Here is a 22335-nt window from a genome sequence, read left to right as displayed (position 1 = left end):
TATCATATGATATTTTATATTTCGCACCAGAAAAAAGGGTAATTAAATTCGTTTCTAATTTACTGTAGGCATCAATAACAACATCATATTTTTGACTTCTAATTTTAAAAATGAATTTAAATAACGATAAATAGTTTTTTCTAACATTTTGCTCTAAAACAATTATGTTAGAAATCGCTTTATTTTCTTTTAAAACATCCACACAATTGGCATAGCACATATAATCAATACTTGCGTTTGGATAATAATCTTTAAGACTATTGGCTAATATTGAACTGGTTAAAACATCACCAATTCGTTTTTGTTGAATGATTAAAATTTTCATTTTTATAAATTAAAGTGCTAAAGTACATAAGTAATATCAAACATAAAAACTTTAAATAAAAACTGTATTTTTGTCCTTATAAAATTCAAATTATGGCAATCAGTGGTTTAGTTATTACATTTAATGAAGAAAAAAACATTGGAAAATGTATTGATGCATTGTTCAAAGTTTGTGATGAAGTCATAATTGTAGACTCGTTAAGTAAAGACAGAACAGTTGAAATAGCAGAATCTAAAGGAGCAAAAGTAATTTCTCAAGCTTTTTTAGGGGATGGTCCACAACGAACTCATGGTTTACCTTATTGCAAAAATGACTGGATTTTAAATTTAGATGCTGACGAATTTTTAGATAAAGATGCCGAAAAATTTATTTTAGAAGAAAAATATTTAATCGGAAATCATGACGCTTTTTCGTTTCGAGTAAAGAATTTTTTAGGAGATGAATTAATCGACTTTTCAGGTTGGTATCCGGATCATAAAGTTCGTTTTTTTAACAAAGTATCTGCAAAACCTTCTGAAGCTAAAGTACATCAATCAATTGTAACAACTAACGAAAAGAGAGTTCCGGTTCATATTTTGCATTATGGTTGGGATTCTTTGGAACAAATTGTAGCCAAGAAAAATCAATATTCAACTTGGCATGCACAACAACTTTTTGATCAAGGAAAAAGAGTAGGAGCAGCCAAACCAGTAATCAATGGTTTAACAGCATTTATTAGATGTTATTTCTTGAAAAAAGGAATTTTTAACGGAATAGATGGGATAACAATAGCTCTAATTCAAGGTTTCTTTTCACATATGAAATATGCAAAATTATTGAAATTACAACGTCAAGAAAGATTAATGAATCGTTAATTTGTTATTGATAATTCGTTCGTTAAACGATTGTATATAAGCTTTTATAAATCGTTCCATCGTTACTGTTTTTTCTTTTTCTGTCGAAAGTAAATTGGTTTTCATCAATTCATCTTTCTTGAAGTTATACAAAGCTAAAGCCTTTTTTCCATCAAATGCCATGTAATAATCACCTTGAATATAATGGTAAATATTATCTAAATAATACACTACAAAATCTTTGTCAGATTGATACGACTTCCCAAAAGTAACCATATTGGTTTTGATATGTAATAAATCAATAAGTGATGGCATAATATCAATTTGTTGCATATTTCTATAACTTATACCTCCAAAAGTTGGATTTCCAGGATTGTAAAACAAAATAGGAACTCTAAATTTCCCAACATTTGTCTTAAATTTTTCTTCCGTTGGTTCAGAAGAAGTGTGATCTGCTGTTATTACAAATATTGTGTTTTTAAACCAATCTTGTTTACTTGCCGTTTTAAAAAAATGATTTAGTGCGTAATCAGAATAAGCAATACTTTCCTGGATTTTAGTAGTTCCTTTTGGAAATTTTCCTTTATATTTTTCTGGAATTGTATATGGATTATGGGATGAAATACTAAAAATTGAAGTAAAAAAAGGTTGTTTAAAACTCGACATTTTTTGGCAATAAAACTGAAAAAATTCTTCATCAAAAATACCCCATCTCCCATCAAAAGCTTCTGAGCCATTATATTCGTTTTTACCATAATAAGCATCAAATCCAGCGACTTTACAATATTGGTCAAAGTTCTGACTTCCATTAAAAGCACCATGAAAAAATTCAGTGTTATACCCATTATCTTTTAAAATTTTAGGTAAGCCATAAATTTCATTAATTGAATAACTTGAAGTAATTAATGAAGAACTCATCAAACTTGGAATACTCGAAAGTGTTGAAGGAACAGCATCAATAGATAACTTTCCATTGGCAAAACCGTTTTCAAAAAACAAAGATTTTGTAATTAAGGAATCTAAAAATGGAGTTTGTCCATGTTGGATATTTTCTCTTCCAAAACTTTCTAAAATGATTACAACAACATTTTGTTTGGTTTGATTTTCTGTTGGATTTGTTGCAACAACTGGATTGAATATTGAATTTAATTCACTTTCTGAATAAAATTTTGGTGATTCTAAAGTTTCTTTTTTACCAATAGTTTTCAGTATACAAAAAGGAGTATTTAACACTAAAGCAGAATGACTAATTGAACCATAATTTACGGCATCAACTACTTTTAAAGGCTTTTTTTGAAAGCCACCTCGACCTAATAAAAACACAAATCCTAGTAAGAATATGAAAAGACCAATTTGTTTTGCAACTAAAAATTTAGATTTTTCTTCAGAAAAGATAAGTGTAATATTCGGAATGGCCTTCCAAAAGACAATAGCCAATCCAAATGCAATTAAGGGTAAAAACCAAAACTCAGCCAAAAAAGAGAAAATTAATCCTCCAATTTCATTTTCCATTCCAGATGCAGTTATCATTCCAAATGAACTTCTTCTTCCTGTAAATTTGTAATATTCAAAATCAACAAAATTCGTTAAAATAAATAGTAGGTTCACAGCAAAAAATCCAATTTTCAGCCCTTTTTGATATCCCAATTTATACTTGAATTTTCCTGGAACAAAATGCAAAATAGCAAAGATAATATTGATATAGGCTATAGCTGATAAATCAAAGTGTAAACCACCTAAAAATGTTTTTAAAGTCAATCCATTAAATGCATTCCTATTAAAGAATAAAAATAGAAGTCGACATAATTGATAGATAATGACTATTAATAAAAAGCGTTTGAAGAAAAGGATTATACTTTGAAAGTAATTTCTCATGGATGAAATATTTCGGCAAATGTATGAAATGCTAAAATATTTACAATTAATTAACAATATATTTACTTGTAAAAACATAAAATTCCAAATCTCAATAATAATGAATGGGATTTGGAATTTTAAAATTTGGAATTTATGTTTAAACCGCTACATCATATTCGCGTAAAGCATCATTCAAAGAAGTTTTTAAATCAGTAGAAGGCTTGCGTTTACCAATGATTAAAGCACAAGGAACTTGAAATTCACCAGCAGCAAATTTCTTAGTATAACTTCCAGGAATCACTACACAACGTGCAGGAACAACTCCTTTATATTCAATAGGTTCATCTCCAGTAACGTCAATAATTTTTGTAGAACCAGTCAACACAACATTTGCTCCTAAAACTGCTTCTTTTTCCACGCGAACACCTTCAACCACAATACATCTTGAACCGATGAAAGCACCATCTTCAATGATAACTGGAGCAGCTTGTAAAGGTTCTAAAACACCACCAATTCCAACGCCACCAGAAAGATGTACGTTTTTACCAATTTGAGCACAACTTCCTACAGTTGCCCATGTATCAACCATAGTTCCTTCATCTACATAAGCACCAATATTTACATAACTTGGCATCAAAATTACACCTTTAGAAATATAAGCACCATAACGAGCTACAGCTGGAGGAACAACTCGAATACCTTTTTCGGCATAATTACGTTTTAATTCCATTTTGTCATGGTATTCAAAAATACCAGATTCCCACGTTTCCATTTTTTGAATTGGGAAATACATAACTACAGCTTTTTTAACCCATTCGTTCACCTGCCAACCATTTTCAGTTGGTTCAGCTACACGTAATTTTCCGTTATCTAATAATTCAATAACTTCTCTTATGGCAGTAGTAGTTTCAGTTTCTTGTAATAAAGCACGGTTTTCCCAAGCTTGTTCTATAATTGATTGTAAGTTTTGCATTTTATAAATTTTTCACAAATATAAAATAAATTTATTCTAGAAACGAATGGCTAAGATTTGTTAAAGTAATTTGTTTTTTATGCTAAACCAGACAGGTTTCCAAAACCTGTCTGGTTTAAACAACAATTTAGTATCTTTACAAAAAAATAATAAATGCCAAGAATTCTAGCCATAGATTACGGAATGAAACGAACAGGAATTGCAATAACAGATGAAATGCAAATCATTGCTTCAGGTTTAACCACTGTTCCTTCAGAAACCCTAATTGCTTTTTTAAAAGACTATTTTTCTAAAGAGAAGGTCGAAAAAGTAATAGTAGGTGAGCCAAAACAAATGGATGGAACTCCTTCTGAAAGTGCAGCAATTATAGAAAAATTCATTAAGACATTTAAAATAACGTTCCCAGAGATGCCTTTAGATAGAATAGATGAACGGTTTACTTCAAAAATGGCATTTCAAACCATGATTGATAGTGGTTTAAAGAAAAATCAACGAAAAAATAAAGCTTTAATTGACGAAATAGCAGCTACGATCATGCTTCAAGATTATATGAATAGGAAGTAAAACATGGATGTCAGGTTTAAGGATGATGACTTTTTAGATAAAAGTTCAACAATTAAACTTTTTATACTGAAATCAAAATACTATTTTTGCACCAAATAAGTTTTATTACTTAAATAATTTAAAAAATGATTTTACCAATATATGGTTATGGCGAAGCTGTTTTAAGAAAACATTGCGAAGAAATTGCTAATGATTATCCAAATTTAAAGGAAGTTATTGCCAATATGTACGAAACTATGAATAACGCTTTTGGTGTTGGATTAGCAGCGCCACAAGTTGGAATGCCAATTCGTATTTTTATTGTTGATACTTCACCTTTTGCAGACAGTGATGATCTTTCTAAAGAAGAAGCTGCAGAATTGAAAGTATTTAAGCAAACATTCATTAATGCAAAAATCCTTAAAGAAGAAGGAACAATGTGGACTTTTAACGAAGGTTGTTTAAGTATTCCAGATGTTCGTGAAGATGTTTCTCGTCATGATACAATTACGATTGAATATTTTGATGAAGATTTCAACAAGAAAAACGAAGTTTATAACGGATTAATTGCTCGTGTGATTCAGCATGAATATGATCATATTGAAGGAATATTATTTACAGATCACGTTTCTTCATTAAAGAAAAAGTTGATTGCTAAAAAATTAAAAAACATTATGGAAGGCAAAGCATTTCCTGATTATAGAATGAAATTTTTTAGTAAAAAAGGAAGATAATTAAGAAATTCCAAATTTTTGAAATCCCAAAAGCCAACTTATTTTTATAAAACAATATTAATTGGAATTTGGAGTTTAATAATTGGAATTTAAAATTTAAAATATATATTTGCCACCCAATAATTACATTAAAATGAGTTTACAAAAAATATTAGCTATTTCTGGAAAGCCAGGATTATATGATTTAAAATTACAAACCCGCACAGGATTTGTAGCTGAATCTTTATTAGATGGAAAAAAAATCACTGTGGGATTAAGAGCAAACGTGAGTTTGTTATCTGAAATTGCTGTTTATACCTACAACGAAGAAGTTCGTTTAGCAGAAATTTTTAAAGCAATTGCAACAAAAGAAAATGAAGGTCCAGCTATTTCTCACAAGGAAACTGATGAAAATTTAAAAGCATATTTTAGAGAAATTTTACCAGAATTCGATGAAGATAGAGTTTATACTTCAGATATTAAAAAAGTAATGAACTGGTACAATTTATTGCAATCAAAAGGAATGATTTCTATTGAAGCTTTAACAGCACAAGAAAAACCAGAAGAAGCTTCAGAATAAGTTTTTTTTAAAAAGATATAAAAAAAGTCCAAATGTATGTTTGGACTTTTTTGTTTTAATATCATTCAAAACAAAACCACTTAATCAATTGGTTTTGTTCTTCAGTAAACCATTCATTTCCATTTTTATATAGGGTCAAAGAAGCATGAATTGGTTTGTAGTTTTCAAAATTATAGTTATGAAATCTAACTTTCAAAAGAGATAGGTAATTCTTTTTTAAATCATCTAATTTAGTAGATTCAGAAAAATACTCATTCCAATAATTTAAGAGAAAAGTCGACCAATCATAAATAAAATGTGTTTTGGATTGTTTTTCAGCTTCAATGCAAACCAATAAACCAAACTCATAAGGATTCATAGCTTCATAACAAAAATCAGAATCATTTTCAGTCTTAGCAAATCCACCAGCATCAAATTGATATTTTTCTGGAAGATTTTCTAAATTCCAAATTAGATTTTTTTTCAAATTGATATCTAAATTAGCGTTGTTTATTACTGCAATACTATTTTTTAATAACTCATTAATTTCCCACATTGACATAATTGAATATATTTTAAAAATTAATTAAAGATTTTATCCTAAACTTGTTGGCACTATATTTAACCCAAATATACTATAATCTTAAAAATAGTTATTTAGTATTAAACCCAATTTTAATTCACTTCTAAAAATATTTCCATAATTTTACAGTAATTCAAAGGCAATAGGAAATTCAATTTCAATAACAATTAAAAAAAAACATGAATAACAGAGAAAATCAATTAGCAGCTTTTAATCGTTTGTTAGATATTATGGATGAATTGCGCGAAAAATGTCCGTGGGATAAAAAGCAAACCTTAGAAAGTCTTCGTCATTTAACCATTGAAGAAACTTATGAATTAGGTGATGCAATTTTGGATAATGATCTTCAAGAAATTAAAAAAGAGCTGGGTGATTTGTTGTTACACATTGTATTTTATTCTAAAATAGGAAGTGAAACTAATGATTTTGATATTGCTGATGTAGCTAATTCAATTTGTGATAAATTAATTGATAGACATCCACATATTTATGGTGATGTAGTAGTGGAAGATGAAGAAGAAGTCAAACGCAATTGGGAAAAACTTAAGCTAAAAGAAGGTAGAAAATCAGTTTTAGAAGGTGTTCCTAAAAGTTTACCAGCTTTGGTAAAAGCAAGTCGCATTCAAGATAAAGTTAAAGGTGTTGGATTTGATTGGGAAGAAAGTCATCAAGTTTGGGATAAAGTACAAGAAGAGTTAAATGAACTACAAGTTGAAGTTGAATCCGGCAATCAAGACAAAATGGAAGCCGAATTTGGCGATGTTTTGTTCTCCATGATTAATTATGCTCGTTTCTTAAAAATTAATCCGGAAGACGCTTTAGAACGAACGAATAAAAAATTCATGAAACGTTTTATGTATTTGGAAAGTAAAGCAGGTGAATTAGGTAAAAATTTATCAGATATGTCTTTGTCAGAAATGGATGTTTTTTGGGAAGAAGCAAAGAAACTTTAGTGTTCAGTGCTCAGTATTCAGCTGGCAGAAAGTAGATTGCAGTTTAACAATTCAATAAAAAAAATGTATTACGCAGTAATTTTTACATCAGAACGTACCGAAATAGATGAAGGTTATTTAGCTATGGCTAAAAGAATGGAAACTTTAGCGAAAGAACAAGAAGGGTTTTTAAGTGTCGAATCGGCTCGAAGTGAAATTGGAATAACCGTTTCGTATTGGAAAGATTTGGAATCCATCAAAAAATGGAAACAAAACATGGACCATCTTGTAGCTCAAGAAAAGGGAAGGAGTAATTGGTACGAATCTTACACAACCCGAATTTGTTTAGTAGAACGAGAATATAGTTTTAAGAAATAAAAAATCCCGAACGAATCGGGATTTTAATTTTATAATTGATTTAACCTTGAAAGTTTTTCTTTCCAGATTTTTAAATCTTCTTTATGCTTATCGATATTTTTATGTACTTCTTTTATAAATGGATTTTCACCTTTTTTTGAACTTGAAGTAATAAATTGAATGTTGTTCTCTAATTGTAAAATTTCACTTTGCACTTCATCAATTCTTTTGCGAAGAAAGTATGATTCTTTTTCTAAAGCTCTGTTGTCATCATTTTCAGATAAATGCTCTAAACGATTTTCAAACTTCATTAATTCAGTATCTTTTTTAGACAAACTTAATTTTTCAAAAAGGGCATCTAATATTTTATTAAATTTACCTTCAATATGTCTTTTGTTAAAAGGAACTCTTCCAAATGATTTCCATTTTTCAATGTTTACTTTTATAGCATCCAAGTCTTTTTTGTGCTCACCAACTAATTCAAACGACTTAATTTCGTCTAAAAAGTTTTTCTTGTTTTCAAACGCTTCAACTTCTTCTTTGTTTTCTTCGTTTTGAATTTTGTGTAATCTATCAAAATAAGCGTTACAAGCCGATTTAAAGTCTTTCCATACAGAATCAGAATGTTTTCTTGGTACATGACCAATTTTCTTCCATTCTTCTTGAATTTGCTTCATTATTGGTGTAGTTGCTTTAAAATCTTCACTATCTTTTAGTGCCTTTGCTTTTTCAACTAAAGCCAATTTTTTATTTAAATTATCTTGTTGGTCATGCTTAATTTCTTTGTAAAAAGCATTTTTATTTTTATTGAAATCACGAACAGCTGTTTTAAATTTCGCCCAAGTTTCTTCGTTTAATTCTGCAGGTACTTTTCCAGCTTTGAAAAAAGTTTCGCGTAAAGCTTCCATTTTTTTCATTTGGTTTTGCCAACCTTTATGACCACTAACTTCTTCAGTAGCCAAAGCATTTATACTATCAATTATTTTTTGTTTAGCTTCAAAATGTTCTAATTCACGTACATGAGCGTTTGCATTTAATGCTTCACGTTTGTCATGCATTTGTTTAGTAATTTCACTAAATTCATTCCAAACAGCTTCTCTGTGTTCTCTGTCAACTGGGCCAACTTCTTCTTTCCAAACTCTATGCAATAATTGCAATTCTCTAAAAGCCTTAATTACATCTGGTTCAGCCAATAAATCATTAGCACGAACAATTAGTTGTTGTTTTTGCTCTAAATTATTTTTAAAGTCTTGGTCTCGAGCTTCTTTATCTAGATGAATTAAATCATAAAAACGCTCTACATGAAAATGATAGTTATTCCAGAGGATATTGTATTTGTCTCTAGGAATAGAACCAGCATTGTTCCAGCGTTCTCTAATTTCGTTCATTTTTTTGAACATATCACCAATGCTATCATCTGTAGAATCTATAAGTATTTTTAGATCTTCAATAATAGTATTTCTAACTTCAAAATTGTTTTTTAAGTTACTTTGTAATTGGTTATAATGCTTTGCTTTCTTTGAACGATAATCGTCAAAAATTACATCAAATTTATTTTTTATGGCTGAATGAAATTCAAAACCTTCTGTATTTCCTTCATTTTGCTCACTATATTCTTCACGTTTCTCTTCCAACAAATCATGAAAATGAGACATAAATGCTTTTCTAATCTCTTCTACATGATCTTTGATGGCCATTACTTTTTCATTAGAAACTAATTTTTCTAGCTCTTCAGTAAGTGCTTCCATAGACATTGGATCATAATCCAATAAAGGAATTTCATGTCTGTCTTTTATTGTGTCATCTTCGCTTTCTTCTGCATTTGAATTGTCGATTTCATCCATTGCAGCATTTGTAGTAGTTTTTTCAGTAACAACTTCTTTAGTCGCTTCTTCTACAACAAGTTGAACTTCTTGTTCTACTTGAACTACTTCCTCTTCAATAACATCTTGAATTTCAGTAGTTTCTTGTATTAATTCTTGCTCATTGTCTCCATCTGCATTTTGCAGGTTATCATTCTTTTCTTCTAACATGATTCATGTATAAGTTACTATTATGCTTCGAAGATACTAACTCACAAGGAAATTTCAAAAGAAAAAGCTAAAGATTAAACATTAAAGAGTAACAACCAGAAGTTTCGGGATTGTTTTTTTGATTTTAAAATTTAAATAAAATTATTTCTTATTCCAGATTTTCCATGATTTTTCTGCCTGAAAAACCAACATATCATATCCATTTTTTGTTATAGCTCCTTGTTCTTTTGCCTTTTTTAGAAACATTGATTCTTCAGGATTATACACTAAATCAAAGGCTATGTGTTTTTTTGATAATAAGCTGTAATCAAATTTTGGACAATCTTCAATGTTTGGAAATGTTCCAACTGGAGTTGTGTTTATAATTATAGAATAGTCTTCAAATAAAGCTGAATCAATTTCATCATAAGATATTTGAAATTCATTTGGATTTCTTGAGACAAAATCATATTCAATATTTAGTTTTTTTAAAGCAAAAGCAATCCCTTTACTTGCGCCACCAGTTCCTAAAATTAATGCTTTTGTATGATGTGATTCTAATAAAGGTTTTAACGATTTTTTAAAACCATAAAAATCAGTGTTATAGCCAATTAATTTTTTTTGTTTATTGATGACTATGGTATTAACAGAACCAATTTTTTTTGCGTTTTTGGATAAAGAATCTAAATATGGAATAATTTCTTCCTTGTAGGGAATAGTAACATTTAAGCCTTTTAATCCTTTGTTTTTAGCGAAAATTTCAGGAAATTCTTTAATAGAAGATATGTCAAAATTTAAATATTCGCAATTATCAAAATGATAAGCTGTAAATTTTTCAGTAAAGTGTTTTTTAGAAAAAGAATAGCTTATGTCTTTACCGACTAAACCATATTTCTTCTGTTTTTTTACTTTCTTTTTCATCTTTAAATCATTAATTTTTTCCTAATCGAGCGGCAATTTTTTCCATTCCGTAAATTACAAGAAATCCAAAAATAGCTAAAAGGATTGAAGTTAAAACTTGCGCATCACCATTAAATTCTTGGGGTAAAATACTTTTTTCTAAAAAAGGGACTGTTTCTCCGTGACTGTTTATGCGAGTTTCTAACACTTCTTTCCATGGCCAAACTTTGTTTAGTGAGCCAATCATAAATCCAATTAATAAAGCTAAAGTAGTGTTTTTATGGCTTTCAAACATCCAATGTAGAATTTTTGAAAAAGACTTTAAACCAATAATTGCTCCAATTGCAAAGACTCCAAGTTTCATCATTGCAGTTGAAAGTAACTCCATATTCATTTGGGTTAAGCCTTCTCTAAATTGGTTTATTGTGCTAATTACGGTTTCATAAGAACCCATCAATAACAATATAAAAGCTCCAGAAATTCCAGGTAAAATCATAGCTATTATGGCAATAAAACCAGATAAAAAAAGATAAGGATAACTTTCTGGACTGCTTACTGGTCTTGCAATTGTAATGTAATATGTCAAAATAACGCCAATAATTAAAGCTACAATTGAAACTATTTCCCACTTAGTTATTTGTTTCCAAATGAGTAAAATACTTGCAATAATTAATCCGAAGAAAAAGGACCAAACCATAATAGGTTTTGAAGCTAATAAATGCGTTATTATTTTTGAAAAAGTAAGGACACTTATTCCAATTCCGATAACTAATGAAAGTAAAAAAGAAGCATTTGCTTTTTTCCATGCTGCTTTTAAACCTTCTTTTTTTAGTGTTTTTAAAAGAGAAAGGTTAATTCCGTTTATGCTGTCAATTAATTCTTGATAAATTCCTGAAATAAAAGCAATTGTACCACCAGATACTCCTGGAACAACATCTGCTGCACCCATGGCAATTCCTTTTAGTGTAATAATTAAGTAATCGGGAAAATTTTTTCTCATGGTATGAAATAAGCTAAATCAAAGGTATAAACTAATTTCTAAATTTAATAATTTGATTTTGAATTGATTTTTTATTCCAAATTACCGGAAAATTATTTTCTAAAATACTGTGATTTTTGTAATTACTTTGCAAGGCATTAACTAAATGAAACTTCCCTTTTTTAGTCTGATTTAGAATGTAATATAAACCAGCTAAACGGTATTCAATTTCATAATGGTCTGGATGATTTTCTACACCATGTAACAATGCTTCAATGGCAATTTGATAATCACCAACATACTGTAATGAATCTGCCCAAAAGATATAAGTATCTAAATCAGTATCACCTAATTCAAATGCTCTTCTATACCCATATTCAGCTTCTTCATACGATTTTAAAGCTCTATTTATAGAGGCAAAACGCTTCCAATATAATTTATTATCACCTTCAATTCCAATAGCTTTATTTACATAATACAAAGCCTTTTTATAGTCAAATTGTCTAATGTAAAAGTCTGTAATGGCAATCCAAGCTTTATCTAATAAAGGATCTTCGTGTACTGTTTTTGAATAAAATTTTAATGCTTCTTTATTGTTGCCTAATTTTTCATAACATTTGGCTACACGCAGAAGTACAAAAGAAGTTACATCATCTAATTCCATTGTGATTTTGTAACAATCAATGGCTTCTTGGTATTTTTTTAATTTTTCAAGAGCTTTTGCTTTTTCTAAATAAGCACCTAAAAATGAATCGTCAATTAAGGTGGCATATTCAAAAGCCCAAACTGCTTTTTCAAAGTTTTTTAAAGCATAATATTGACGCCCTAATTGATGCCAAGCTACTTCGCTATATGGATTTCTGTTGATGAATTGGTCTAAATATAAAATTGCTTCTTGGTTTTGATCCAAGAAATCAAAGCAATAAACTACATTATAAAGGGATGAATAATCTTCAGTATCTTCGTTTAAACATTTGATGAAATTTTCTTTGGCTAATTCTAAATTATCCATAAAAAGATATTCCATTCCAATCATTGAATATACATCTGCAAAATCATCTGTATACTTAAGAGCAGTTTTTAAAGACTCTATAGCTTTTTCGTGCTCATCTTTTTTAGAGAAAATATTTGCTTTTTGTATATAAATTTCTTCGTTTGTAGGTTCAATAGCATATAATTCATTCAATAATTTATCTGCTAATTCAACTTTATCATCAAAAATTAATATTTCTACTTGAACTAACTTTAATCCAGTAGATTTTGGATGTTGCTCTAAGGCAAGTTTAAGTGCTTTTTTGGCAAGATTTAGCCTTCCTGTATCCATGTAATGAAGAATTATTTCTTCAAACTCTTCAGAATCAAAGAATAAAACCTTGTTAGTTTTAAGCATTGATTCAAATTTGGATAAGGATAAGCCTTGGTTGTTTTCTTCTTCGTGACTCAAATTCATAGCTTTTGGTTTTGAATATTTATCCTATTTAAAATTAACTAAATTAAAGGCTAATCTAATTTTTAGCTTTTATTGTTTTAAACAATTTAATTAACAATTTCAATAGTTAAATCGCTAAAAATTAACAAGTAAAGGTTTTTCATTTTTTGATTTTCCAATAGTTGCCTTTTATTCAGCGTCAATTTCATTAAGAACTTCAAGAATAATGCCACAACCTTCTTTAATTTCTTCGTTTGAAATTGTAAGTGGTGGAGTGATGCGTATAGCACAACCTTCAAACAATAACCAAAATAAAATTAAACCTTTGTCTTGACAGCGTAGTATGACTTTGTCTGTTATTTCAGGACTTTTTGTCATGGCAGCCAACATTAAGCCTTTTCCACGAATTTCGGTAATTATAGGATGAACCAATAATTTTCGAATTAACTGCTCTTTTTCTAAGGCTTGTTGCATTAAATCGGTTTCAGTTAATTCTTGTAAAGTAGCTAAACATGCTGCAGCAATAATAGGATGACCCCCAAAAGTTGTTATGTGTCCTAATTTTGGGTTATGGCTTAGTAAATCCATCATTTTTTCTGAAGCTGTAAAAGCACCAACAGGCATTCCACTTCCCATTCCTTTTCCCATAACAACAACATCTGGAATAACATCATAGTTTTGAAATCCAAATAATTTTCCTGTTCGACCAAAACCAGGTTGGATTTCATCTAAAATCATAATTGCTCCAACTTCATCACAACGTTGTCGGACTTTTTTAAGAAAATCATTATGTGGTTGAATAAATCCAGCACCACCTTGAATGGTTTCTAGAAGAATTCCGGCAGTTTTTGTAGTTATTTTTTCTAAATCAGCTTCATTATTAAATGTAATAAAATCTACATCTGGAATTAAAGGTCTGAATATTTGTTTGCGTTCTTCAAAACCCATTACACTCAAACTTCCCATAGTATTTCCATGATATGCATTGTGACAAGAGATTAATTGACTTCGTCCTGTGACTCTTCTGGCAAGTTTTAAAGCACCTTCAATAGCTTCTGTACCAGAATTTACTAAATAAGTTTTTGTTAATGGATAAGGTAGGTTTTCTGCTAATAACTTACAAAGCTCAACAGCAGATGATTGAGCGTATTCACCATAAACCATTACATGAGAATACTTATCCAATTGAGTTTTTATGGCATGATTAACTCTTTTGTTTTGATGTCCAAGTGTATTTGCTGAAACTCCAGCTACGAAATCAAGAAATTTAGTTCCTTTTGTATCATAAATATAAGAACCCAAAGCATGAGAAATTTCCATTGCTAAAGGGTGAGGAGTCGTTTGTGCTTGGTATTTGAAAAAATCGGTTAACATTTTTTTGTAAAAGGTAATAGGTTATGGGTAAAAAGCGTTCTGCAATCTAAATTCTGCAAACTGATGTCTGATTACTTTTTCTTCTTCGGTTTATTCTTGTCAAATTCTAAAGTTTCTTTAAGGATTTCCATTGGTTCGTCTTCAATTAATTCTTTTGCTTTAGTTTCTGATTGAATTTTTTCGTCTAAATCGAGTTCGTCTTGAGGAAAAATGTCTTCTTTTGATTTTATTTCTTCATCACCACGCCAGAGAAAACCTCGAAGTCTTCTGGCATTTTCAGGAAATTCTTCTTCTGGATAAATGTAACCATCTGTTTTGGTGAAAAAAGTTATGGTTTCGATTTTATTTTCTACTAATTCTAAATTGATTCTACTGCAAACACTTTTGTTTATTCCAACCAATTCATCCTCTTCATTATATAAATAAGATATAGCTTCACAATTTTTAACAATATCTACTTCATAAAGTTTATTTTCTCTAAATTTTCCATATAGGTTTTGTCCCTTGACCTGATTGTAGCCGTTTTCACTTAAAGTATCTTTTTGAATCAGAAAAGCATTATTTAGTACTTTTAAAGAATCTACTTTTTCTGATTCGTTATTGCCAATAATATGCATTATATCACCTGTCATTTGGCTTTTATTGCTCCATAAAATTGGCTTTCCAATCATTTTAGTTAAAGCATTTTTATTACTCGAATGAAGAGAATCACATTTTCCACTCATGTCTAAATTAAAGAATCTTACATTGTTATAAGCTCTAATAATTCGATTTTCTGGTGGACCAGTTACTAAAATACGTTTTCCATGCATGTACATAGAATCATTTTCGGTTTTGGTAATAATCAATGCCTTTTTAGTAATAAACATTGAGTCGTTTTTGGTTAACGTATTTCTATAAACTTCAGCATAGTGTCCTTTTGCAATCAAATTATTAACTGTATCTGTAATTTTTACATTGTTGACTAATTTGGAAAAGTTTTTCTTTCGATCATAGAAAATATCATCCCCTTCAATTCGTCTACTGTTGTAGAGAATATGAGAGTTTTTCTTAAGTTTTCCAATGTCGTTTGTAGTGTCGTAAAAACCGTTTTCTGTATAAATATAATCCGTTTTGCTTGTAATAGTTGAAGGGCCATAAACATAAGCATGTCCAGAATTATCATAGTAATCCAAATGATTTGTCTTGATTGTACTTCTTGGGTTTACAACTGAAACAGCCGTTTTAAATGAATATTTTTTCTCATCCAAATAATATCTTCCTGATTTACTTTTTAGGATATTGTCTTTATTCGTTATTGTACCATAACTATTGTAAAAGGCTTGTTGGGATTTTCTGTCAAAATAAACAGTATCAGTTACCAAGTTTGAATCAGGAGAACGCATGTTTACATCACCAGTGGCAAAAGCAATTTCTTTATCACCATTATATTCTGCATAACGGCTATTCATAAAAATAGTGTCACCCTGCACTAGTTGAACATTTCCAAAGGCTTTTACATAATTTTCTTCTGTAAAATGATAAGCTTTGTTACAGCTTATTTTTACTCCATTGTGAAGTACACGAACATTTCCAGTAAAAACAATTGCTCCTGGAATCTCGTTTTGATTTTTATCAATAAAATCAGAATACTCAATAACAATTTTACCTGAATTATTCGTTTCATTCTGTGCAAAAAGAGAATTGCTTGTCAGAATAAAAAGTAAAAATATGTAGATGTAATTTTTCAAGACTATTTATTTTGCGTCAAATTTAATTAAAAAGTACATAAGCTAATTTCAATTAAGAAAGTTTTATAAGTATGTGTATAAAAAAAACCGCAGAATCACAAATTTATGTAAAAACTACGGTTTAATTTTATTTAAAAGTTTATTTATTTTATAATCGTTTGTGTTCTATCTGGTCCAACTGAAACAACTTTTATAGGAACTTCAACTTCTTTTTCAATGAATTCGATGTATTCTTTTAATTCTTTAGGTAATTCATCGTAAGTTGTCATTTTTGTTAAATCTGCTTGCCAACCTTTTATTTCCGTGTAAACTGGTTCTACGTTTTCAGGTTCAATATTGTAAGGTAAATGATTGATTTCTGTTCCTTTGTATTTATAACCGGTACAGATTTTTAAAGTATCAAATCCAGATAAAACATCTCCTTTCATCATGTATAATTCAGTTACACCATTTACTTGAACAGCATATTTTAGGGCAACTAAGTCTAACCAGCCACATCTTCTAGCTCTTCCTGTTACAGAACCGAATTCGTTTCCGATTTTTGCCATTGCAGTTCCAACTTCGTCGAATAATTCAGTCGGGAATGGTCCACTTCCTACACGAGTTGTGTATGCTTTGAAGATTCCGTAAACTTCTTTAACTTTATTTGGAGCAATTCCTAAACCTGTACAAGCACCAGCTGCTGTTGTATTTGATGAAGTTACAAATGGATATGTTCCAAAGTCAACATCTAATAATGAACCTTGAGCGCCTTCTGCTAAGATTGTTTTTCCTTCTTTTAATGATTTGTTTAAAAATTCTTCTGAATCAATAAAAGTTAATTTTTTAAGTTCTTCAATAGAAGCGAAGAATTCATCTTCCATTTCTTGAAGGTTATATTGTAAGTTTACATCATAAAAAGCAATCATTGACTCATGTTTGTCAGCTAAAGCTCTATAACGCAATTTGAAATCTTCTAATTCAATATCACCGACACGAATTCCGTTTCTTCCGGTTTTATCCATATAAGTTGGTCCAATTCCTTTTAAGGTAGAGCCAATTTTTGCTTTACCTTTTGAAGCTTCAGAAGCAGCATCAAGTAATCTATGTGTTGGTAAAATAAGGTGAGCTTTTCTTGAAATGAATAATTTAGAAGTCACATCCATATCGAATTTAGCTAAACCTTCAATTTCTTTATGAAAAACTACAGGGTCAATTACAACACCGTTTCCTATTATATTCTTTGCGTTTTTATGAAAAATTCCAGAAGGAATAGTTCTTAAAACATGTTTTATTCCGTCAAATTCTAAAGTATGTCCAGCATTTGGTCCACCTTGAAAACGAGCAATAATATCATATTTTGAAGTAAGTACATCAACGATTTTTCCTTTTCCTTCGTCACCCCATTGTAATCCTAGTAATAAATCTACGGTCATCTTTGTAATGTTAGTTGTAAGTTGTTTTGTGTATTGTAGTTAGTTTTCTTTTTTAGTTGCATAGAAGTAAAGGGAATGTGTTTGAATATTTATTCCAAAAATTTCTTCCATGGTTTCTTTAATCTGTTGAATTCTTGGGTCACAAAATTCGATAACTTCACCAGAATCAGTCATTATAATATGATCGTGTTGTTTGTCGAAATATGATTTTTCATAATGTGCTTGATTCTGTCCAAATTGATGACGACGCACTAAGCCACATTCTAGTAGTAATTCTATAGTGTTATAAAGCGTTGCTCTACTTACACGATAATTTTTATTTTTCATTTTGATGTACAGAGATTCTATATCAAAATGTTCTTTTGATTCGTAAATTTCTTGAAGTATAGCAAAGCGTTCAGGAGTTTTGCGATGTGCTTTTTCTTCTAAATACTTGGTAAATACGTTTTTAACTACTTCTTGATTTGTGTTGTTTTCCATAAGGTTAACCATCATATAATGGCAAAGATACTTTTTATTTTTTTGATTTTGTTTTCTGTGTTAAATACGTTTTCCAATTTTATTAACAATAGAATTTTAATTCTTATAAATCCTTGTAATTTTATCGATTCCATCTACTTTTTTGATGTTTTCGATTAATTTTTTTAGAATGGTATTATTTGCAACAACAACTGTTATTTTACCATTGAAAATTCCAGCATCACTGCTTAATGAAATGTTTTGGATATTAACGTGCATTTGGTTCGAGATTACTTTTGTTAAGGCATTGGTAAGTCCCATTGTATCCATTCCAGTAATGTTAAGCATTGCTCTAAATTCTTCTTGGCTTGAATCTATCCATTTGGCTTGAATAATTCTATAAGCATAATTGGATTGCATGCTTATGGCGTTTGGACAATCTTTTTTATGCACTTTTATTCCTTCATTAATGGTTATAAATCCAAAAACTGGGTCTCCAGGAATAGGATTGCAACAAGCAGAAAGTTTATATTCTAATTTATCTTGTTCAACACCAAAAACAAGCATGTCGTATTTTTTGTTTAGCTCATTTTCTTTAATTTTTTCAGGTTTAACACTTGGTGATCGTGTGATAGTTTTCTTGAAAAAATTAACAAGAGTATTGTTTTTCTGTGAAGCAAAGTCTTTTAGTTTTTGGTTGTCAATTGAACCAGAGCCTATTTTGTAAAATAAATCTAAACTTGTATGTAATTTGAAATAGTTAACCATTTCATTAACGGTTGTTTCGTTTAGTGTAATTTTTAAATGACGTAATTTTCGAGTTAGAATTTCTTTTCCGTCATCGGCAATATTTTTGGTGCTTTCGTTTAAAACGTTTCTAATTTTATTTTTTGCTCTCGATGTTGTAACGTACTCAATCCATTGTGAAGTTGGTTTTTGATTTTCAGATGTAATAATTTCGACTTGATCACCGCTATTAAGAACATGATTTAAGGGTACTAGTTTCCCATTTACACGAGTTCCCCTTGTTTTACAACCAATTTCGGAATGTATACTAAAAGCAAAATCCAACGAAGTTGCTCCTTTTGGTAAGGATTTTATGTCACCTTTTGGTGTGAAAATATAAATTTCTTTGGCATACAAATTCAGTTTGAACTCTTCAACAAAATCTACTGCATTGTTTGAAGAATGATTTTCAATAGCTTCTTTTAATTGATTTAACCAAATTTCTAAACCATGTTCTTCACTACCAACACCTTTGTATTTGTGATGAGCTGCATAGCCTTTTTCAGCAATTTCATCCATACGTTCGCTACGCACTTGAATTTCTACCCAACGTCCTTTTGGTCCCATTACAGTAATATGAAGTGCTTCATAACCGCTTGATTTTGGCGATGAAATCCAATCTCGTAATCTACTTGGACTTGGTCGGTAATGATCCGTAACAATTGAATAAATTTTCCAGGCTAGAAATTTTTCTTCTTGAGGATTTGATTTATAAATAATTCGAAGAGCAAATTTGTCGTACACTTCATCAAATGTCACACCTTGCACTTTCATTTTTCTTCGAATCGAATAAATCGATTTTGGTCTTCCTTTTAATGAAAACTCAATTCCTTCTTTATTTAAAGATTCACTAAGTACATCCGAAATAGCTTTAATGTATTCGTCTTGTTCTTCTTTGGTTTCTTTTATTTTACTTACAATGTCATTAAAAACTTCGGGTTCAGTATATTTCAACCCTAAATCTTCTAATTGTGTTTTGATATTATATAAACCCAAACGATGGGCAAGAGGCGCATAAATATATAGTGTTTCAGATGCAATTTTGGCCTGTTTATGATCTACCATGCTGTCCATGGTTTGCATGTTGTGCAATCTATCCGCAATTTTGATTAAGATTACTCGCACGTCTTCGTTAAGCGTCAAAAGCATTTTACGAAAATTTTCCGCTTGCATGGAACCACTTTGGTCCGTTTTTACTTGAGCAATTTTGGTTAATCCTTCGACTAATTGTGCGATTTTAGGATTAAACATTTTTTCAATTTCCTTGACTGTAATTTCAGTATCTTCAACTACATCGTGCATTAGAGCAGCAGCAATAGAAGTTGCTCCCAAACCAATTTCTGAAGCCACAATTTTAGCTACAGCAATAGGATGGAAGATATAAGCTTCTCCAGATTTACGTCTTTGGTCTTTGTGGGCATCAACGGCAACATCAAACGCTTTGCGAATTAGTTTCTTGTCTTCAGTTGTAAGGGTTTGATAACTAATGCGTAAAAGCTCTTTGTATTCTTTCGCAATGGCTTTATTTTCGGCTTCAATATCAATTTCAATCATAGGGTTGCATTAGATACCTAAAGTTATAACAAAGTTATGAAATGGACAAATTAATTTTGGGGATTTTTGGAGAAAGGTTTTGGATTACTGATTATAGAAATCTGAGAAATAGTTAAAAATTAATTTGTTCAAGTTTTGACAATCTAGTATAACCAGAATAATTGTCAAAATAAATTAAATATTGACTTTTAAAGAATTTATAAGTAATATTATTGAATGTTTTGCTGTCTAATTTTGTCTTTAAGGTTATTGTTGAAAATTGTTTACTTTTACTTAGCATATAATCTATAATTATATCTTTTAAAGATTTGTTTTGTATACTTTTATCAATTTAAAAACTTCAATATTTTGATTAAAAATTAATTTTAATGAATCTAAATCATTTATTATTAAATCATTATTGTAAACTTCAACTAAAAAAGAATTATAATTATTAAATTGGTTTGAATACTTATTTTCATAAATTAAATATAAATCAGTATTATAAATTTATGCTATTTTGTTTTTATTTATTTTGATAAAGAAGTAAAAATCATCAATTGCAATAGATAATCCAGTTTCAAAATCTTCATTTGAGAATGATTTAATAAATTGATTTATAGATTTAGTATCTTCTTTATCAGTGCAATTGAAGTTTATAGTAATAAACAATAAGAAGATTATCTTTTTCATAGCATAAAAAGTTAAAACCCACGTTGCCTTTTCGCTTCAAACAACAAAATAGCAGCAGCAACCGAAACATTCATAGAATCTATTGCTCCTTGCATTGGAATTATGATGTTTTGTGTGCTTTCGTCTCTCCAAAGTTGGGTTAAACCTGTGGCTTCTGTTCCAACCACTAAAGCCGTTGGAGTACAGTAGTCCACTTTATGATATTCGTTTGAGTTTTGTAATGTTGCACTGTAGAAATTGATGTTTTTTGCTTTTAAAAAGGCAATGATTTCTTCTGTAGTTCCTGATGCAATTTGATTGGTAAACAAACAACCTACACTCGAACGAACGATATTTGGATTATATAAATCACTTTTTGGATTAGCTAAAATTACGGCATCAATATTTGCTGCATCAGCTGTACGAAGCATGGCTCCAATATTTCCGGGTTTTTCAATGGATTCTAAAACAAGAATTAATGGGTTTTCTGGTAATTTTAAATCTGAAAGCGATAAGTTTTTAGTTCTTGCAATTGCTAAAATTCCTTCTGTTGTATCGCGATAAGCTAATTTTTGATAGACGTCTTTTGAGATTTCAATATATTCTTTTGATTTAAAGATTGAAGGATTTAAAGATTGAAGGGAAAGTTCATTACAATATAAAATTGTATCTATTTCATAATTTCCTTTTATGGCTAATTCAATTTCTCGTTTTCCTTCTATTAAAAATGTGCCTGTTTGTTTACGTGCTTTTGCTTTTTCTTGCAATTGCACTAAAGTTTTGATATAAGGGTTTTGTATGGAAGTTATTTGTTTCATTTTTTATGTGGCTAAGTGACTTAGTAGCTTAGTTACTCAGTAACTTTACTACTTTGAAACTTCTCTTTATAACGTTCGTATAATTCTGTTTGATGACTTTCTAAACTAATTTGTCTTCCATCGATAAAAGCTGTTGATATTTTATTAGTTTTCATATCCAATGCATCTCCATCAGAAATGAATAGGGTAGCGCTTTTTCCAGTTTCTAATGTTCCGTAAGTTGCGTCAATTCCTAATATTTTTGCTGAATTTGAAGTTATTAATTGTAAAGCTTTTTCTTTGTCCATTCCCCAAGCAGCACAAGTCCCTGCATAAAAAGGAAGATTTCTTGCTTGCATTCTTTCCATATCACCCATGTTTTCCAGACCTACTAAAACTCCTGCGTCATTTAATAATTTGGCGTTTTTAAAAGGTAAGTTTACGTCTTCATCTTCTAACATTGGTAAATCATGCACTCTTCTTAAAAGAACTGAAACATTATTTTCAACTAATAAAGCTGCGTTTTTGTAAGCATAATAACCACCAACAATCGTCATTTTTTTAATATTGTTTT

22 protein-coding genes are annotated in these 22335 nt (G+C 29.8%); 6 read left to right on the top strand and 16 right to left on the bottom strand.

Annotation, left to right across the window (positions count from 1 at the left end):
- Positions 1 to 325: glycosyltransferase family 9 protein (locus AACZ53_RS06865; protein ID WP_339836268.1), on the bottom strand; the 325-nt coding region annotated here is incomplete at its 3' end.
- Positions 326 to 417: 92 nt separating this feature from the next.
- Between AACZ53_RS06865 and AACZ53_RS06860 the strand changes: the two genes are divergently transcribed.
- On the top strand, positions 418 to 1179 hold the full coding sequence (locus AACZ53_RS06860) for a glycosyltransferase family 2 protein (protein WP_339836265.1): 762 nt from the start codon (positions 418 to 420) through the stop codon (positions 1177 to 1179).
- On the opposite strand, the gene AACZ53_RS06855 is transcribed toward AACZ53_RS06860, so the two are convergent.
- Both AACZ53_RS06855 and AACZ53_RS06850 read right to left on the bottom strand, forming a co-directional pair.
- Complete coding sequence (locus AACZ53_RS06855; RefSeq protein ID WP_339836263.1) at positions 1165 to 3033, bottom strand: sulfatase-like hydrolase/transferase; 1869 nt, start codon at positions 3031 to 3033, stop codon at positions 1165 to 1167. The genes AACZ53_RS06860 and AACZ53_RS06855 overlap by 15 nt on opposite strands.
- Before the next feature lie 139 nt (positions 3034 to 3172).
- On the bottom strand, positions 3173 to 3988 hold the full coding sequence (locus AACZ53_RS06850; protein ID WP_026718163.1) for a 2,3,4,5-tetrahydropyridine-2,6-dicarboxylate N-succinyltransferase: 816 nt from the start codon (positions 3986 to 3988) through the stop codon (positions 3173 to 3175).
- A gap of 153 nt (positions 3989 to 4141) precedes the next feature.
- Here AACZ53_RS06850 and ruvX point away from each other — a divergent pair, with 153 nt between their 5' ends.
- The 3 genes from ruvX (at position 4142) to AACZ53_RS06835 (ending at position 5824) form a co-directional block, all read left to right on the top strand.
- Positions 4142 to 4552: a Holliday junction resolvase RuvX gene (gene ruvX / locus AACZ53_RS06845; protein ID WP_026718164.1), complete on the top strand. Its 411-nt coding sequence runs from the start codon at positions 4142 to 4144 to the stop codon at positions 4550 to 4552.
- Between the two features lie 125 nt (positions 4553 to 4677).
- Positions 4678 to 5265: a peptide deformylase gene (gene def / locus AACZ53_RS06840; RefSeq protein ID WP_339836257.1), complete on the top strand. Its 588-nt coding sequence runs from the start codon at positions 4678 to 4680 to the stop codon at positions 5263 to 5265.
- A gap of 133 nt (positions 5266 to 5398) precedes the next feature.
- Positions 5399 to 5824 (top strand): DUF5606 domain-containing protein, encoded by a 426-nt coding sequence (locus AACZ53_RS06835; RefSeq protein ID WP_026718166.1) that lies wholly within the window; start codon positions 5399 to 5401, stop codon positions 5822 to 5824.
- Positions 5825 to 5885: 61 nt separating this feature from the next.
- Here the strand turns inward: AACZ53_RS06835 and AACZ53_RS06830 are convergent, their stop codons facing one another.
- The gene (locus tag AACZ53_RS06830) at positions 5886 to 6365 is read right to left on the bottom strand and encodes a hypothetical protein (protein WP_339836251.1); all 480 of its coding nucleotides are present in this window, start codon (positions 6363 to 6365) and stop codon (positions 5886 to 5888) included.
- Between the two features lie 200 nt (positions 6366 to 6565).
- Between AACZ53_RS06830 and mazG the strand changes: the two genes are divergently transcribed.
- Complete coding sequence (gene mazG / locus AACZ53_RS06825; RefSeq protein WP_339836249.1) at positions 6566 to 7339, top strand: nucleoside triphosphate pyrophosphohydrolase; 774 nt, start codon at positions 6566 to 6568, stop codon at positions 7337 to 7339.
- 63 nt (positions 7340 to 7402) lie between these two features.
- On the top strand, positions 7403 to 7696 hold the full coding sequence (locus AACZ53_RS06820; protein ID WP_339836246.1) for an antibiotic biosynthesis monooxygenase: 294 nt from the start codon (positions 7403 to 7405) through the stop codon (positions 7694 to 7696).
- Positions 7697 to 7725: 29 nt separating this feature from the next.
- On the opposite strand, the gene AACZ53_RS06815 is transcribed toward AACZ53_RS06820, so the two are convergent.
- From AACZ53_RS06815 to AACZ53_RS06760, 12 genes are all read right to left on the bottom strand, one after another.
- Entirely contained in the window at positions 7726 to 9708 is a 1983-nt protein-coding gene (locus AACZ53_RS06815; protein WP_339836243.1) for a DUF349 domain-containing protein, read from the bottom strand.
- Between the two features lie 141 nt (positions 9709 to 9849).
- Complete coding sequence (locus AACZ53_RS06810; protein WP_339836241.1) at positions 9850 to 10608, bottom strand: shikimate dehydrogenase; 759 nt, start codon at positions 10606 to 10608, stop codon at positions 9850 to 9852.
- 10 nt (positions 10609 to 10618) lie between these two features.
- Positions 10619 to 11587 (bottom strand): DUF368 domain-containing protein, encoded by a 969-nt coding sequence (locus tag AACZ53_RS06805; protein ID WP_339836237.1) that lies wholly within the window; start codon positions 11585 to 11587, stop codon positions 10619 to 10621.
- Positions 11588 to 11618: 31 nt separating this feature from the next.
- Positions 11619 to 13016, bottom strand: a complete 1398-nt coding sequence (locus AACZ53_RS06800) for a tetratricopeptide repeat protein (RefSeq protein ID WP_339836235.1) — start codon at positions 13014 to 13016, stop codon at positions 11619 to 11621.
- 168 nt (positions 13017 to 13184) lie between these two features.
- On the bottom strand, positions 13185 to 14369 hold the full coding sequence (locus AACZ53_RS06795) for an aspartate aminotransferase family protein (protein WP_339836232.1): 1185 nt from the start codon (positions 14367 to 14369) through the stop codon (positions 13185 to 13187).
- Positions 14370 to 14440: 71 nt separating this feature from the next.
- A complete protein-coding gene (locus tag AACZ53_RS06790; protein ID WP_339836228.1) occupies positions 14441 to 16099 on the bottom strand; it encodes an OstA-like protein in 1659 nt (552 codons plus the stop codon).
- Between the two features lie 143 nt (positions 16100 to 16242).
- Complete coding sequence (locus tag AACZ53_RS06785; protein WP_339836225.1) at positions 16243 to 17514, bottom strand: adenylosuccinate synthase; 1272 nt, start codon at positions 17512 to 17514, stop codon at positions 16243 to 16245.
- 39 nt (positions 17515 to 17553) lie between these two features.
- Positions 17554 to 17994 carry a transcriptional repressor gene (locus AACZ53_RS06780; RefSeq protein ID WP_339836222.1) on the bottom strand — a complete coding sequence of 147 codons (441 nt, stop codon included), beginning with the start codon at positions 17992 to 17994 and terminating at the stop codon, positions 17554 to 17556.
- A 96-nt stretch (positions 17995 to 18090) separates the two neighbouring features.
- Complete coding sequence (locus tag AACZ53_RS06775; protein ID WP_339836218.1) at positions 18091 to 20313, bottom strand: RelA/SpoT family protein; 2223 nt, start codon at positions 20311 to 20313, stop codon at positions 18091 to 18093.
- Positions 20314 to 20802: 489 nt separating this feature from the next.
- Positions 20803 to 20985 (bottom strand): hypothetical protein, encoded by a 183-nt coding sequence (locus tag AACZ53_RS06770; protein ID WP_339836215.1) that lies wholly within the window; start codon positions 20983 to 20985, stop codon positions 20803 to 20805.
- 11 nt (positions 20986 to 20996) lie between these two features.
- Positions 20997 to 21782 carry an RNA methyltransferase gene (locus AACZ53_RS06765; RefSeq protein WP_339836213.1) on the bottom strand — a complete coding sequence of 262 codons (786 nt, stop codon included), beginning with the start codon at positions 21780 to 21782 and terminating at the stop codon, positions 20997 to 20999.
- 32 nt (positions 21783 to 21814) lie between these two features.
- Positions 21815 to 22335 (bottom strand): amidohydrolase family protein (locus AACZ53_RS06760; protein ID WP_339836211.1); only part of this gene is annotated, 521 nt, incomplete at its 5' end.

Source organism: uncultured Flavobacterium sp. (assembly GCF_963975005.1).
Taxonomy (GTDB): Bacteria; Bacteroidota; Bacteroidia; order Flavobacteriales; family Flavobacteriaceae; genus Flavobacterium.
This window is presented reverse-complemented; position numbering and strand designations above follow the sequence as displayed.

What these genes read in the sequence shown, in the direction of transcription:
- AACZ53_RS06775 (WP_339836218.1), bottom strand. Translation starts at nt 20,313, where the DNA reads ATGATTGAAATTGATATTGAAGCCGAAAATAAAGCCATTGCGAAAGAA.
- AACZ53_RS06860 (WP_339836265.1), top strand. Translation starts at nt 418, where the DNA reads ATGGCAATCAGTGGTTTAGTTATTACATTTAATGAAGAAAAAAACATT.
- AACZ53_RS06805 (WP_339836237.1), bottom strand. Translation starts at nt 11,587, where the DNA reads ATGAGAAAAAATTTTCCCGATTACTTAATTATTACACTAAAAGGAATT.
- AACZ53_RS06835 (WP_026718166.1), top strand. Translation starts at nt 5,399, where the DNA reads ATGAGTTTACAAAAAATATTAGCTATTTCTGGAAAGCCAGGATTATAT.
- AACZ53_RS06795 (WP_339836232.1), bottom strand. Translation starts at nt 14,369, where the DNA reads ATGTTAACCGATTTTTTCAAATACCAAGCACAAACGACTCCTCACCCT.
- def (WP_339836257.1), top strand. Translation starts at nt 4,678, where the DNA reads ATGATTTTACCAATATATGGTTATGGCGAAGCTGTTTTAAGAAAACAT.
- AACZ53_RS06800 (WP_339836235.1), bottom strand. Translation starts at nt 13,016, where the DNA reads ATGAATTTGAGTCACGAAGAAGAAAACAACCAAGGCTTATCCTTATCC.
- AACZ53_RS06770 (WP_339836215.1), bottom strand. Translation starts at nt 20,985, where the DNA reads ATGAAAAAGATAATCTTCTTATTGTTTATTACTATAAACTTCAATTGC.
- AACZ53_RS06820 (WP_339836246.1), top strand. Translation starts at nt 7,403, where the DNA reads ATGTATTACGCAGTAATTTTTACATCAGAACGTACCGAAATAGATGAA.
- AACZ53_RS06830 (WP_339836251.1), bottom strand. Translation starts at nt 6,365, where the DNA reads ATGTCAATGTGGGAAATTAATGAGTTATTAAAAAATAGTATTGCAGTA.
- mazG (WP_339836249.1), top strand. Translation starts at nt 6,566, where the DNA reads ATGAATAACAGAGAAAATCAATTAGCAGCTTTTAATCGTTTGTTAGAT.
- AACZ53_RS06765 (WP_339836213.1), bottom strand. Translation starts at nt 21,782, where the DNA reads ATGAAACAAATAACTTCCATACAAAACCCTTATATCAAAACTTTAGTG.
- AACZ53_RS06785 (WP_339836225.1), bottom strand. Translation starts at nt 17,514, where the DNA reads ATGACCGTAGATTTATTACTAGGATTACAATGGGGTGACGAAGGAAAA.
- AACZ53_RS06855 (WP_339836263.1), bottom strand. Translation starts at nt 3,033, where the DNA reads ATGAGAAATTACTTTCAAAGTATAATCCTTTTCTTCAAACGCTTTTTA.
- AACZ53_RS06850 (WP_026718163.1), bottom strand. Translation starts at nt 3,988, where the DNA reads ATGCAAAACTTACAATCAATTATAGAACAAGCTTGGGAAAACCGTGCT.
- ruvX (WP_026718164.1), top strand. Translation starts at nt 4,142, where the DNA reads ATGCCAAGAATTCTAGCCATAGATTACGGAATGAAACGAACAGGAATT.
- AACZ53_RS06780 (WP_339836222.1), bottom strand. Translation starts at nt 17,994, where the DNA reads ATGGAAAACAACACAAATCAAGAAGTAGTTAAAAACGTATTTACCAAG.
- AACZ53_RS06810 (WP_339836241.1), bottom strand. Translation starts at nt 10,608, where the DNA reads ATGAAAAAGAAAGTAAAAAAACAGAAGAAATATGGTTTAGTCGGTAAA.
- AACZ53_RS06815 (WP_339836243.1), bottom strand. Translation starts at nt 9,708, where the DNA reads ATGTTAGAAGAAAAGAATGATAACCTGCAAAATGCAGATGGAGACAAT.